Source organism: Shewanella vaxholmensis, from assembly GCF_031932135.1.
Lineage (GTDB): Bacteria > Pseudomonadota > Gammaproteobacteria > Enterobacterales > Shewanellaceae > Shewanella > Shewanella hafniensis.
This window is the reverse complement of the sequence record NZ_JAUOEV010000008.1, coordinates 167,097-180,027: the sequence shown is the minus strand read 5'-3', so window position 1 is coordinate 180,027 and position 12,931 is coordinate 167,097. Positions and strand designations below refer to the sequence as shown.

At 45.8% G+C, this 12,931-nt stretch carries 12 protein-coding genes and 1 rRNA gene; 5 read left to right on the top strand and 8 right to left on the bottom strand.

Annotation, left to right across the window (positions count from 1 at the left end; translation table 11 throughout):
- Positions 1-211, bottom strand: a 16S ribosomal RNA gene (locus tag Q4Q46_RS09615); the annotation flags it as partial.
- 661 nt (positions 212-872) lie between these two features.
- On the opposite strand from Q4Q46_RS09615, the gene Q4Q46_RS09610 reads away from it, so the two are divergent.
- Positions 873-1,337 carry an RNA-binding protein gene (locus Q4Q46_RS09610; RefSeq protein ID WP_006083618.1) on the top strand — a complete coding sequence of 155 codons (465 nt, stop codon included), beginning with the start codon at positions 873-875 and terminating at the stop codon, positions 1,335-1,337.
- A gap of 37 nt (positions 1,338-1,374) precedes the next feature.
- Here Q4Q46_RS09610 and murI read toward each other — a convergent pair whose 3' ends face one another.
- The gene (gene murI / locus Q4Q46_RS09605) at positions 1,375-2,199 is read right to left on the bottom strand and encodes a glutamate racemase (RefSeq protein ID WP_311905837.1); all 825 of its coding nucleotides are present in this window, start codon (positions 2,197-2,199) and stop codon (positions 1,375-1,377) included.
- 243 nt (positions 2,200-2,442) lie between these two features.
- On the opposite strand from murI, the gene trmA reads away from it, so the two are divergent.
- Entirely contained in the window at positions 2,443-3,540 is a 1,098-nt protein-coding gene (trmA, locus tag Q4Q46_RS09600) for a tRNA (uridine(54)-C5)-methyltransferase TrmA (RefSeq protein WP_115335998.1), read from the top strand.
- A 125-nt stretch (positions 3,541-3,665) separates the two neighbouring features.
- On the opposite strand, the gene fabR is transcribed toward trmA, so the two are convergent.
- A complete protein-coding gene (gene fabR / locus Q4Q46_RS09595) occupies positions 3,666-4,280 on the bottom strand; it encodes an HTH-type transcriptional repressor FabR (RefSeq protein ID WP_006083621.1) in 615 nt (204 codons plus the stop codon).
- 144 nt (positions 4,281-4,424) lie between these two features.
- On the opposite strand from fabR, the gene Q4Q46_RS09590 reads away from it, so the two are divergent.
- The 3 genes from Q4Q46_RS09590 to mnmH all read left to right on the top strand — a co-directional run bounded on the left by Q4Q46_RS09590 (position 4,425) and on the right by mnmH (position 7,791).
- Entirely contained in the window at positions 4,425-5,531 is a 1,107-nt protein-coding gene (locus Q4Q46_RS09590) for an acyl-CoA desaturase (RefSeq protein WP_063884298.1), read from the top strand.
- A gap of 95 nt (positions 5,532-5,626) precedes the next feature.
- On the top strand, positions 5,627-6,685 hold the full coding sequence (gene selD, locus Q4Q46_RS09585) for a selenide, water dikinase SelD (protein ID WP_259544462.1): 1,059 nt from the start codon (positions 5,627-5,629) through the stop codon (positions 6,683-6,685).
- Positions 6,685-7,791, top strand: coding sequence for a tRNA 2-selenouridine(34) synthase MnmH (gene mnmH / locus Q4Q46_RS09580; RefSeq protein ID WP_311905836.1), 1,107 nt, complete (start codon positions 6,685-6,687; stop codon positions 7,789-7,791). The genes selD and mnmH overlap by 1 nt, the downstream gene beginning before the upstream one ends.
- A gap of 71 nt (positions 7,792-7,862) precedes the next feature.
- On the opposite strand, the gene Q4Q46_RS09575 is transcribed toward mnmH, so the two are convergent.
- The 5 genes from Q4Q46_RS09575 to nudE all read right to left on the bottom strand — a co-directional run bounded on the left by Q4Q46_RS09575 (position 7,863) and on the right by nudE (position 12,775).
- Positions 7,863-9,725: an MFS transporter gene (locus Q4Q46_RS09575; protein WP_311905835.1), complete on the bottom strand. Its 1,863-nt coding sequence runs from the start codon at positions 9,723-9,725 to the stop codon at positions 7,863-7,865.
- Positions 9,716-10,327 (bottom strand): TetR/AcrR family transcriptional regulator, encoded by a 612-nt coding sequence (locus Q4Q46_RS09570; RefSeq protein ID WP_311905834.1) that lies wholly within the window; start codon positions 10,325-10,327, stop codon positions 9,716-9,718. The genes Q4Q46_RS09575 and Q4Q46_RS09570 overlap by 10 nt, the downstream gene beginning before the upstream one ends.
- Positions 10,328-10,625: 298 nt before the next feature.
- A complete protein-coding gene (locus Q4Q46_RS09565; protein ID WP_311905833.1) occupies positions 10,626-11,069 on the bottom strand; it encodes a GNAT family N-acetyltransferase in 444 nt (147 codons plus the stop codon).
- A gap of 7 nt (positions 11,070-11,076) precedes the next feature.
- Positions 11,077-11,889 (bottom strand): 3'(2'),5'-bisphosphate nucleotidase CysQ, encoded by an 813-nt coding sequence (gene cysQ / locus Q4Q46_RS09560; protein WP_106648480.1) that lies wholly within the window; start codon positions 11,887-11,889, stop codon positions 11,077-11,079.
- 304 nt (positions 11,890-12,193) lie between these two features.
- Positions 12,194-12,775 carry an ADP compounds hydrolase NudE gene (gene nudE, locus Q4Q46_RS09555; RefSeq protein WP_311905832.1) on the bottom strand — a complete coding sequence of 194 codons (582 nt, stop codon included), beginning with the start codon at positions 12,773-12,775 and terminating at the stop codon, positions 12,194-12,196.
- Positions 12,776-12,931: the final 156 nt, after the last annotated feature.

The window sequence follows — 12,931 nt, the reverse complement described above, 5'->3', positions numbered from 1 at the left end:
AAGGTCCCCTCCTTTCCCCCGTAGGGCGTATGCGGTATTAGCAGTCGTTTCCAACTGTTATCCCCCTCGACTGGGCAGATCCCTAGGCATTACTCACCCGTCCGCCGCTCGCCGGCAAAGATAGTAAACTACCTTCCCGCTGCCGCTCGACTTGCATGTGTTAGGCCTGCCGCCAGCGTTCAATCTGAGCCATGATCAAACTCTTCAATTAAAGTTTTGTTGTTTGACTTGCGTCAAACGGCTCAACGAATTCTGTTCGACTTCTACTTATCCGAAAATAAGTAGTAAGTCTTTGTACATATTGCTATGAACACTCATCACTCTCGTGAAAGAATTGGTTGATTTAAATTTTTGACTGCCAACCCGAGGGTTAAGCAGTTTCGATTAACTCAACACCTGTGAGTGTCCACACAGATTTGCTTGATAAATTGTTAAAGAGCGTTGACCACACACTGAGTTTTCAGCGGGTCAGGGCTGCGTATTCTACGCATTCCCGTTAATGCGTCAAGTAGTTTTTTCAACTTTCTCAACACTCATCGTTTAGCTCGCTAACCGATGAACTGCTTGGCTTTCTTTGCTTAACTTGCGTTACGCTGTCTGCCGTGTCAGTGGATGCGCATTATAGGGAGATTGAGAAAGTCCGCAAGGGCTTTTTAGCGATCATTGAATCGTACGTCGATATTTTAAACGTTATGACCATTTTTTAGCTTGTAGACCTTATTTATCAGAGATAAGTCAGCTTTTTTAGCTAATAATTGATAATTCACGCTCAATATTTCAGCAATGGTCTAGTGTAAAAGTAAATAATTCATTACCATATACTTGCTGTTAACAGTTATTTATCAATTTTCCATTCATCAGAGAGCATTCTTATGCAAAAGTCATTTCTTATTGTTTTGATTGTCGCCATTGTTGGCGCCTTTGTGCTATTTCAGTTTGCACCTACGCTGCCGGCTTATATTGCCTTCGTTGCAGGCGTTATTGTGACTAGCCTTATCTTTAAACTTGTTCCAGAGACTTCATCATCTCATGCTACAGAAGAACAATATGTTGGTCCTACTATGACCTTATATGTAGGTAACCTGCCTTATCGTGTCCATGAAGGTGAAGTAAAAGTATTGTTTGGTGAGTTTGGCCCAGTAAACTCTGTGCGTTTAGTCAGAGATCGTAAGACTGGTCGTCGTAAAGGTTTTGGTTTTGTGGAGATGTCAGAGTCTGGCGCTCAGAAAGCCATGGTTAAACTGAATGACTATAGCTTCCAAGAAAGAACCTTAAAAGTAAGAGAAGCAAAAACACAAGATTCGGAAGCTGCCGACCGTACTGGTACTGACGAGTAGCATTACCGTTTAAACTGTTTTGTTTGACGTTGTAAATTTAGTTGGTTGTGGTGATTCGTTCGATAGTTGAAAAGCCACAATCAATTAATGTTGTTGTTAAGCCTTCACTGATTTCCGCTTTAGTATAGAACGCCTGCATTGCTGACTCCCCTAATGCTTCTCTCTCATTTGTTACTCTGCGCTGTTCCACAATAAGATTCTGTTGCGTTAAAAGAGTCACGACTCGCTTAGCTATCGCAGCGCCAGAATCCATTAGCGTTACGCCCGCACCGAGCACTTGTTGTAATTCAGCTTGGATCATCGGGAAGTGAGTACAACCCAGTACGAGCACGTCCAATTGCGCGGCAACGACTGGCGCGAGTAAATCTGCCAGTCTGTGCATGTCCATTTCACCTGTCGCTATTTTCTGCTCCGCCATCATGACAAGTTCAGAACAACCAAAAAGTTCGACATGGCAATCATCGGCAAATTGGCTGATGAGCTCATGGGTATAATGACGCTTAACTGTGCCAGGGGTAGCCAAGAGTCCAATACGTTTACTCTTAGACATCTGTGCCGCGGGTTTGATAGCGGGTACAACGCCCACAACAGGAATACTGAGGTTTGCACGTAATGCCGGTAGCACAACAGTGCTCGCGGTATTGCAGGCGACGACCACTATCATTGCATTGGTGCGAGCTACAAGATCACATACTAATGCGACACAGCCAGCAATTAATACCTGCTCTTCTAACTCGCCATAGGGCAACCTCGCATTGTCGAAAAGATAACAATAATCGCTATGGGGCAAACTCTTGCGGATTTCAGCCAATACGGATAGGCCACCAATCCCAGAATCAAACACTAATATAGGTCGCGACAAGCGAGTCTCCCGTTTCGGTTATAACAAATTGGCTATACAGATTGAACGCATTACAACATTAACTGATTCGATGTTTGATGACTGAATGAATCCAACCAAATACTCATTGAATATCCATAGAATCACACTCAAGCGCGCAGATTTTCCCACAGCTTTGCATAAACAGCAAAAGCAAGATGCTGGACATTCGTGTCACCTAGTATAATATTTGCGCCCCAATTTACAGCAACGGTGAATCAAACAATGAACTTAGCAGCAATGGACCCTCAGACTTATGATACGCAGTTAGAACACAAGCGTATCAAGCTAGAACAAGCCTTTGCCCAATTTGAAACACCGAGTGTTGAAGTTTTTGCCTCAGAGCCTGCCAACTACCGTATGCGTGCTGAGTTCCGCATGTGGCATGACGGTGACGACTTATACTATTACATGTTCGATAAAGTATTGAATGAGAAAGTGCGATGCGATCAATACTTGCCAGCCAGCGTGCTCATCAATCAAATGATGTCGGCCTTAATCGCCGAACTAAAACCGAATCCTAGTCTAAGACATAAACTGTTCCAAGTGGATTTTTTGTCGACCTTAAGCGGCGAGATTTTAGTGTCCTTGCTTTATCACAGACAGCTTGATGACCAATGGCGCGCCGATGCGGCTGCACTAAAAGCCAAGTTAAGCAGCCAGTTTAACGTCAACATCATCGGCCGTGCCCGTAAGCAAAAAATCGATTTAGATAAAGACTTTGTGGTCGAGTCATTACAAGTGAATGATAAAACCTTCTTATATAAGCAAATCGAGAACAGCTTTACTCAACCGAATGCCAAAGTTTCCGTAAAAATGTTGGAGTGGGCTATCGATGCAACTCAGAACAGTCAGGGTGATTTACTAGAACTCTACTGTGGTAATGGCAATTTCTCTATCGCACTGGCGCAAAACTTTAATCGCGTATTGGCCACCGAACTCGCTAAGCCCTCAGTCGATGCGGCGCAATATAATATCGAAGTGAATGGTATTGAGAACCTGCAGATTATTCGCATGTCGGCCGAAGACTTTAGCGATGCCATGGCGAAGAAACGCAGCTTCAGACGTTTAGAAGGTATCGATCTCGACAGCTATGTGTGCAACACTATTTTTGTCGACCCACCACGCGCAGGGATTGATCCTGATACATTGGCGTTAGTACAAGGTTACGAGCGGATCTTATATATTTCCTGCAACCCTGAAACCTTAAAAGACAATCTGCAGCAACTGAACGAAACCCATAAAGTCACTCGCTTCGCCTTGTTTGATCAGTTCCCTTATACCGATCACATGGAAACAGGTGTCCTACTAGAGCGTCGTTAGTCACCTCAAATGCATTGAGCTCGACTGCATAGCAGTTAAACGCTGCACAGCACTCAAACATAAATTCGCAAAAATAATGGAGCCTCAGGCTCCATTATTTTTTGCGACTCTACATATTTCTCAAATCAGCGATGTTCGACCTTATGCTGCAAAGCCTCGGCGCCTTTGGCGACCATACGCAGTTGCATGACTAATTGATCGGCCAAGATTTTTCGATCGGCGCGTTTCATATCTAATGCTGAAGCGCCGGCGTTAAACACCAAAGTTACTAAGGCTTCTGCCTGTGCCCGAGCTAATAACGGGGTTCGGCCCGCTTTCGCTTCGGTATAGTGAGCCAATTCAGAAATAAAATGTTCAATTTCGCGGGCAACCGCCGCACGGAAAGCTGCTGAAGTTCCTGAACGTTCATGCAATAAGATACGGAATACGTTTGGATTAGAATCAAGCACTTCCATAAAAGTATCAACAGAGATACGGATCACACTGCCACCGGCTTCGGCTCGCTGACGGCCTTTTCGCATCATCTGCCTGAGTGTTAATCCGCCCTCGTCCACCATAGTGAGACCGAGTTCGTTCATATCTTTAAAATGGCGATAAAAAGATGTCGGCGCGATATTGGCTTCCCGAGCAACCTCTCGCAAACTCAGACTTGAGAAACTGCGCTCAGCACTTAGCTGATTAAAGGCCGCATCGACTAAAGCTCGACGAGTTTTCTCTTTTTGCTGTGCTCGAATACCCATTCTTAAATCCGCTAACTGAATGTAATGACGCGATAATACCGCTTTTAGGCATTAAACACAGCCCCATCGTCCTTGACCAAACAATATAGCTAGGCTAAATTAGCTTACAGATGTACGCTCAAAAGCGAATTTTGGAAACCTATAATGAAAAAACCCCCTATCATCTGGCTTAATGTCAGTCTGTTTGCCATCACTTTCCTCAGTGCGGTGATCTTAGTTCCATGGCGCGGTATTGTTCACGGCTACGGTGCCAGTGAATGGATCGCTTTTATTGTCTTAGCCTTTGCCAGTGGTCTGTCGATCACCGCAGGTTATCACAGACTGTGGTCACACAAAGCCTATAAAGCCCATCCAGCTGTGCGTTTCATGTATGCACTCGGTGGCGCTTTAGCATTACAAAACAGTGCATTACACTGGGCATCCGATCACAGAGTGCACCATAAGCACGTCGATGATAACGACAAAGATCCGTACTCGGCCAACATGGGATTCTGGTACAGCCATATCGGTTGGATGCTGCGTGAGTATCAGTCGCAACGCTATCATGATTATCAAAATGTGCGCGATCTGCAAAATGACCGTATCGTTATGTGGCAACACAAACATTACCTCGCACTCGTATTACTGATGAACATTGGACTGCCTGCCCTGCTCGGCTGGTTAAATGGCGACGTGCTGTCTATGTTATTGATGGCGGGTTTACTGCGTTTAGTGGTGGTGCATCACTGCACTTTCTTCATCAACTCTTTAGCGCACGTCTGGGGCAGCCAGCCTTATACCGATAAGAACACCGCCCGCGACAATGGCTTTCTCGCCATGTTGACCTACGGTGAGGGCTACCATAATTTCCATCACATCTTCGAAAATGACTATCGTAATGGCATTAAATGGTGGCACTACGATCCAACTAAATGGTTGATTAAGTCATTATCTTGGTTGGGGTTAGCCAAGGACTTACGTACGAGTCCACAGGAGCGTATAGAGAGCGCACGTTTGCAGATGCAGCTACTGCGGACAAAGAACAAAGTCGTGCACTTACCCAATGCCGATGAAATTATTGAAAAAGTCCAAGCTGAGTATGAATTACTCAAACTTCACTTAATGGATTACTACCAAGCGAAGAAAACCTTGCTTGAGGCCAAGCGTAAACAACTTGTCGATCAGCAGCTATTGCAGCAAGTTGAAGAGCTAAAAGCGCGTTTCTTAGTCCAGCAAAAACATTGGCGAAGCCTAACCGCAACTTATAGCTAAACCACAATTCTGCCCGAAAGTCATACGGCCACCTTGCATGGTGGCCGTATCTGATTATGATGATGCCTTAATCACTTAAATAGGCTGTTGAGATCATGTCAGATTCCCCAGTTACACTCCCAGAATCAATCAAACTAACAGAATATAGTCATGGTGCAGGTTGTGGCTGCAAGATATCCCCTAAAGTGCTCAGCACTATCTTGGCCTCACAGTTACCCGTGTTTACTGATCCTAATCTGCTGGTCGGCAATCAAAGCCGTGACGATGCCGCAGTGTATAAACTCAATGACGACATAGGCATCATCAGCACTACCGATTTTTTCATGCCAATTGTTGACGATCCCTTCACCTTTGGCCGCATCGCTGCGACTAATGCGATCAGTGATATTTATGCCATGGGCGGCACGCCTATCATGGCGATCGCTATTTTAGGCTGGCCAATCAATAAGCTACCCGCAGAAGTCGCACAACAAGTGGTCGATGGCGGCAGACAGGCCTGTATGGAAGCCGGGATCATGCTAGCCGGTGGCCACAGCATAGATGCGCCTGAACCGATTTTTGGGCTCGCAGTGACAGGACAAATTGCGTTAACTGACTTAAAACAAAATGACACTGCTAAAGCAGGCGATCGTTTATATCTCACTAAACCTATCGGCATTGGCATTTTAACCACGGCGCAAAAACAGAAAAAACTCCAAGATGAAGACTGTCACATTGCGGTTAATGCTATGTGTCAGCTGAATACTATAGGCACGAAGATTGCCAAAATTAGCGGTGTAAACGCCCTGACCGATGTCACAGGATTTGGACTGGCGGGACACTTACTCGAAATGTGCCAAGGTGCCAAGCTCACGGCAAAACTCAAATTTGATGCGGTGCCGTTACTGCCACGCGCCTTAGATTACTTAGCCTTAGGTTGCGTTCCTGGCGGGACTCACCGAAATTACGACAGTTATGGCGAGCATCTCCCCGAGCTCAGCGAGCATCAAAAAGCGATTCTGTGCGATCCGCAAACCAGTGGTGGTCTGTTAGTTGCCGTATCGGCCGAAGCCGAAGCGGAATTGATTGCTCTACTCGATGCGCATCACATCGCCCCAATTTGCATTGGATCATTGGAAACACCCACCACTGAAGCGAATGTGGTGTTGTGCTGATGTCAAACGCGATCGTCGCTGCAGAACAATATCGGGAAATTTTCCTTAATCAACATCCCATCATGGATGTGCGAGCACCCATAGAGTTTACTCGAGGTGCGTTTCCCAACTCGACCAACTTACCCTTGATGCTGGATAGTGAAAGGGAAAAAGTCGGCACTTGTTATAAGCAATCAGGTCAGCAAGCCGCGATTGCATTGGGTCATTCACTGGTTAATGGCCCCATCAAGCAACAGAGAATCGAAGCTTGGGCAAGCTATGTGAAAGCCAACCCCAACGCCTACCTTTATTGTTTTCGTGGCGGCTTACGCTCGCAACTCACGCAACAATGGCTTAAAGAAGCCGGTGTAGAAGTCCCTTATATTCAGGGTGGCTATAAGGCCATGCGCCAATATCTGATCGGCGTGATTGAAGCGGCACCAGCTCAGCAGCCGTTATTGAGTTTGAGCGGGATGACGGGCTGCGGTAAAACCGATTTCTTATTGCAGCGTAAAGAAGCGGTTGATCTTGAAGGGATAGCCAATCATAGAGGCTCTAGCTTTGGGAAGAATATCGACCCACAGCCGACGCAGATTAACTTTGAAAATCAGCTTGCCATTGCCTTGCTACAACACCAAACGAGTGACGCAGCCTGTTTACTACTCGAGGATGAAAGCTTCCTGATTGGGCGTTCGGCGCTGCCGCAGACATTTTACAATGCCATGCAAGCCGCCAATGTCTTAGTGCTAGAAGAGTCGGACGATGCGAGGCTCGAACGCTTACGCAATGAATATGTGCATAAAATGTATAGTGGCTTCTGTGAGCGCCTAGGGCCGGAAGCGGGTTTTGCGGCATTTAGCGACTATCTATTGCAAAGTTTAGTGAGCATTCGTAAACGTTTAGGCGGGAAGCAGCATCAAGAACTGCAAGATTTGATGCAACAAGCACTCGATCAGCAAATCAACCAGAATGACACTTCGCTGCACTTAGTCTGGATAAACTTGTTATTGCACAAGTATTACGACCCTATGTACCTATACCAATTACAGAATAAGTCCGAACGAGTGCTCTTTAAAGGTTCGCATCAAGCTATGCATGAATGGCTGGATAGCTATCAGACACGATAAATCACCACCCTAAAATAACCGCGAACATTAGCTTCGCGGTTATCATTTTATTTCACACTGACATAACGGATTTAAGATTTACCCAGCAGACTCGCCACTTGGACTCTCAAAGAATCCTTATTCGCGAGCTTGCCATCGACGGCATCCGTTAAATCCACCGACACCCTTGACCAAAAACGCTTGGGCATTTTAGCTAAGGCATGCCCGCCCTTGTGGCTAAAGTAAGAGCCCCATAATCCGTGTAATGCCATTGGAATGACAGGCACGGGATCTCTGGCTAAGATCTTATCAATTCCGGGACGAAAATCGCCAAGTTCACCGTCAGGGGTGAGTCGACCTTCCGGGAAAATACACACCAACTCGCCATTGGCGAGCGCCACATGAATTGCCTCGAAAGCACGATTATAGGTCTCTTCACTTTGCTTAGGCGAACAGATAGGGATCACCCCAGCGTGGCGGAACACATACTTCAGCAGAGGAATTTCGCTAATGGATTTATCCATCACAAAGCGGATCGGCCGTGTCGAGGCTCCCATAATAATCAATGCATCCACATAACTCACATGGTTACAGACTATGATGCCAGCCCCTTCCTTTGGAATTTTTTCACGGCCTGTAACAGTCACGCGATACATAACATGGCTAAGTAAGTAACTGATAAATCGCTGAGTAAATTCTGGCACTTGCGAATAAACATAAAGGGCAACGACAAAGTTCATTACGGCAAGCAACAAGAATAACTGCGGAATAGTCCAACCTGCAACGCCCAGTAACAGCATAGATAACAGTGCCGAAACCACCATAAACAATGAGTTCATAATGTTATTGGCTGCAATCGCCTGAGCACATTCACCCTTAGCCGAACGCGATTGAATAAAGGCGTATAAGGGGACGATGAACAGCCCGCCGCTAACGCCGATCATAAAGAAATCTAGCATCACCCGATAATGTTGCGACTCGGCAATAAAGGCTTTTAATCCATAGACAAAACCAGCATCCACTGGCGCAGGTGGAATAGCCCAAAGCAAATCGACACCAAAGATAGTTAATCCCAATACCCCAAATGGCAGCAAACCGAGTTCCACATGGCCGTAGGAAAAACGCTCACAAACGAAGGAGCCAACGGCAATCCCGATGGAAAACATGCCCAACAATAACGACACCACAGTCGCGCCAGAATGCAGATGCAGCTTAGCAAAGTTAGGGAATTGAGTCAGATAGGTCGCGCCTAAAAACCAAAACCAACTGATAGCGAGGATTGCCATCCAGATTGAAGGTGTTTGACGCGCTTTTTTAATACTGCGCCAAGTACCCGATAACGGCCTGAAACGTATTTTTTCGATGACGCCCTGCGGTGGTAAAGCAGGAATGGCCCGACTCGACAAGTATCCCGCTAAAGACAATACGGCGACGGTAATGGCAGCCCAAAGCGTACCGTTTACTTCAGAAACTAAGATCCCCGCACTTAACGTGCCGACCAGAATAGAGAGAAAAGTGCCCATTTCAACCCACGCATTACCTGTGACTAACTCGTCCTCTTTCAACGCTTGGGGTAACAAGGAATATTTGACCGGACCGAAATAAGCCGACTGACTACCTGTTAAAAATAACAGTAATAACATCATCATGTAGTTCTCACTCACTATCGCGATAGCGGCACAGGACATGATAATAACTTCGAGTAATTTCAATCGACGGATAAGTTTGGCCTTATCCATATTATCGGCAACCACACCTGCGTGGGCCGAAAACAGGAAAAACGGCAGGATGAACACCCCAGCGGCTAAATTCACAAACATATCGACGCTTATGGGTAAATCTTTGACTTGGCTGAAGGTCACTAACAGCAGCAACACATTTTTATAGATATTGTCATTCAAGGCGCCGAGGCACTGAGTCGCAAAATAAGGTAAAAAACGTTTTGTTAGCAACATGATAGTTCCCTCTGGTAACCCATTCCTTGTAGATAAGCCTTCACATGGCTCTCGAGTAAATCCCGCAGTGATAACGATTCAGCAAAGAGCTTATTATCGAGGGACAAAGCAGTTAGCCCATGAATCCCCCCCCACAACACACGGCTCATACTGAGATGCTGCTCCGGTGTCGCCTCAGGGAAAAGCTGCGCTAACTCACGTTCAATCAGTATGAATAACCCTGTAATCAATTGTCCTTGTGATTGCGGCAGCGGCTCAGAATCGAGTAATTGCAACTCAAAAACCAGCTTGAAAGCTTGCCGCCGCTCATTAGCAAACTGACTATACTCCCACGCCATTGCAATGATTTTACGCAAACTGTCGGCAGCACACACACCCGCTAATCGATCGTGTAAAGTCCTAAGCGTTGCCTCAGAAACCGCCAGCAACAAATAGTTATAACTGCCGAAAATATTGATCAAGGTGCTAGGGACATAGCCAATTTGGCTAGCCACTTTGCGTAAGCTCAGCCCTACAACACCTTGTTCGGTCAATAACTCAGTTGCCGCTTGTATTGCCATAGCGCGAATTTCATCATGGCTGTGTTCTTTTCGTCTGGCCATAGGTCTCACTCCCTGTTGGATAGCAAGAGACTAACAGTAGTCAAAATAAAAAACAACGTTCAAAATAAGTTTGTTTTACGTACAGTCGCGGATAAATAGTGAAGGATATCATTGAGAATGATAAATAAAGATAGACGCTCGAAATCGATTCACTCAGTAAAACTGAACTATATATGTGGGATTACACCACACAAAATAGCATAAAAAACGGCGCACTCAGTCAGCACGCCGTCCATTATTTTGGTTTAAAAATCATTCTTAATTCAAAGGTGTTTTTAATTAAAAGTGACCATGGAATTTAAGGCCTACGATAAGTCATCACCACTCTATCAGCACCAGCGCCAAAATAATCGGCCTCAAAAGCCGAATCAACGAAACCTAAATGCTGATATAAGCCATGGGCAGGATTACTCGGGTCAACCGTTAGACACACACGTTCAACAGAGACGGGTAACTCAGCTAAACACTGCTGCATCAAACGTTTGCCTAATCCCTTTCCGCGAGCATCTTCACTTACGGCAACAGATAAAATCCACATACATGTAGGATCGCTACTCTGGGCACTGAGCAAATAACCTTGCAGAAGATTATCTTCATCCACGGCAACTAAAAATTGCTCTGGCCAACAATCAAATCCCTGACGGAAGAAAAAATCGGGATAGCTATGTTCGCCAAAAATGGCCTGCTCAAGCTGATAAACCGCGAATAAATCTGACTTTAATACCGGACGTATAGACTGCATTCGAAAATCATTCACCTATTAAAATCTTATCCCACTCTAAGTTGGGTGCGCCCACTACGATAAAGTTAGGGTTTTCTAACGTCTCGCGCTCATTATAGGTTAACGGTTGCAGCTCAGTATCCATCAACTGTCCACCCGCTTCTTCGACTATGATTTGCGCCGCTCCCGTATCCCACTCGCCCGTTGGGCCAACTCGCACATAACAATCGGCTCGACCTTCGGCGACAAGACAACTCTTTAACGCTGCGCCGCCCATAACGACTAACTCGCAGTGTTTGGGATGGTTGAATAGGGTCAACACAGATTGAGGATCCTGACGACGACTCACGGCTAATCTTAGGGATACCTTTTCACGGTGCTCAATTTGGCGGCTACTAATACGCACTTCCTGTTTATCCGTGCGTTTATATGCGCCTAAACCTGCAATCGCGTAATAACACACTTGCGTCATAGGCACATACACCACGCCCATCACGGGACGATTGTGCTCGACGAGTGCAATAATCACCGAAAAATCACCACTACCAGCAATAAACTCACCCGTGCCATCGAGTGGATCAACCAACCAATAGCGCTTCCAAGATTCACGCACGCTCAGAGGAATATCGGCCGCCTCTTCAGATAACACAGGAATATCAGGCGTTAAAGCAGTTAATCGGTCACAAATGATCTGGTTCGCCGCTAAATCTGCGGAAGTGACAGGGGTATTGTCAGACTTCATTTCTCGCTCAAAATTACCTTTGAGATAAATGTCACGGATAGTTATCCCTGCATCGGTCGCAATCGCAATAACTTCGTCGATCAACTCTTCTGGCTTCATAACAACTCCAATCGCAAAGTTCGCGAATGTTTTGCAAGCGTTCCAGCTTTGAACGCTTAAAAGGAAAAAGATTATTTAAGGTATATACCCAAGCTACCTGAAGATACGAGTTTCAGAGCGCCTAGGGTGCTTCAATTCAAGGCGCATCAATGACAGAATGTCGGCTACCTTTTGAATTGATGCAACACGGAAGTGGAGTGCCCTAGGCGCTCCGTCCCGGCGGGTTTTAACGCACTTTATGCTGTGTTGGTTATTTTTAACTTAGCCCGCTAGGTCTGTAAATAACCGCCTTGCCTAAAGTGCGTTAAACTCCCGCTGAATCCTGCATCTTCAGGTTGTTTGGGTATAAATACTTTTGCGCTAAAAACAACGCGCTCACACTACGGGATTCTGAAAAATCGACATCATCGAGCAAGGCCTCCCAATCGGCGAGCGCCCAAGGCACCACATCAATGGGCTCTGGCTCATCACCTTCAAGGCGACTCTCATACAGATCTTCTGCAAGAAAAATTTGCATCTTACTGGAGAAATACCCCGGCGCTAGGCTAAGTTCTTTCAATAGCGTGAGCTTATTCGCCCCAAAGCCAATTTCTTCCTGCAATTCACGATTAGCAGCTTCGATTGGCGATTCACCTGGGTCGATAAGACCTTTAGGAAACCCGAGCTCGTAATTATCGGTTCCTGCAGCATATTCGCGTGCCAGTAGCATTTGCCCTTGATGAATAGGCACTATCATCACAGCGCCACGGCTGCCACCTTTCATGCGCTCGTATTGGCGCTCGACACCATTTGAGAACTTAAGATGCACTTGCTCAATTTGAAATAATCGGCTTTTCGCGACAACTTCGGTATGCAATATTTCCGGCTTATTCTGCCGCTGCGACATAACTGCCTCTAGATAAAAAAGCGATAAATTAAATAAGATAAGTGACAATCTTACTATCCTGTCTTTAATCTACAACCTGAATTTGTTACATGCTCCTAAGGGTAAGCCACAAATCCTTTGCGATATGCATCACAAACCAAGCCCAGCCTTAAGTGA

Bases quoted from the DNA above. Each gene is read 5' to 3' on its own strand.
- mnmH (WP_311905836.1), top strand. From the start codon at position 6,685: ATGTCAAACGCGATCGTCGCTGCAGAACAATATCGGGAAATTTTCCTT.
- nudE (WP_311905832.1), bottom strand. From the start codon at position 12,775: ATGTCGCAGCGGCAGAATAAGCCGGAAATATTGCATACCGAAGTTGTC.
- Q4Q46_RS09590 (WP_063884298.1), top strand. From the start codon at position 4,425: ATGAAAAAACCCCCTATCATCTGGCTTAATGTCAGTCTGTTTGCCATC.
- cysQ (WP_106648480.1), bottom strand. From the start codon at position 11,889: ATGAAGCCAGAAGAGTTGATCGACGAAGTTATTGCGATTGCGACCGAT.
- Q4Q46_RS09570 (WP_311905834.1), bottom strand. From the start codon at position 10,327: ATGGCCAGACGAAAAGAACACAGCCATGATGAAATTCGCGCTATGGCA.
- selD (WP_259544462.1), top strand. From the start codon at position 5,627: ATGTCAGATTCCCCAGTTACACTCCCAGAATCAATCAAACTAACAGAA.
- Q4Q46_RS09575 (WP_311905835.1), bottom strand. From the start codon at position 9,725: ATGTTGCTAACAAAACGTTTTTTACCTTATTTTGCGACTCAGTGCCTC.
- trmA (WP_115335998.1), top strand. From the start codon at position 2,443: ATGAACTTAGCAGCAATGGACCCTCAGACTTATGATACGCAGTTAGAA.
- Q4Q46_RS09610 (WP_006083618.1), top strand. From the start codon at position 873: ATGCAAAAGTCATTTCTTATTGTTTTGATTGTCGCCATTGTTGGCGCC.
- fabR (WP_006083621.1), bottom strand. From the start codon at position 4,280: ATGGGTATTCGAGCACAGCAAAAAGAGAAAACTCGTCGAGCTTTAGTC.
- Q4Q46_RS09565 (WP_311905833.1), bottom strand. From the start codon at position 11,069: ATGCAGTCTATACGTCCGGTATTAAAGTCAGATTTATTCGCGGTTTAT.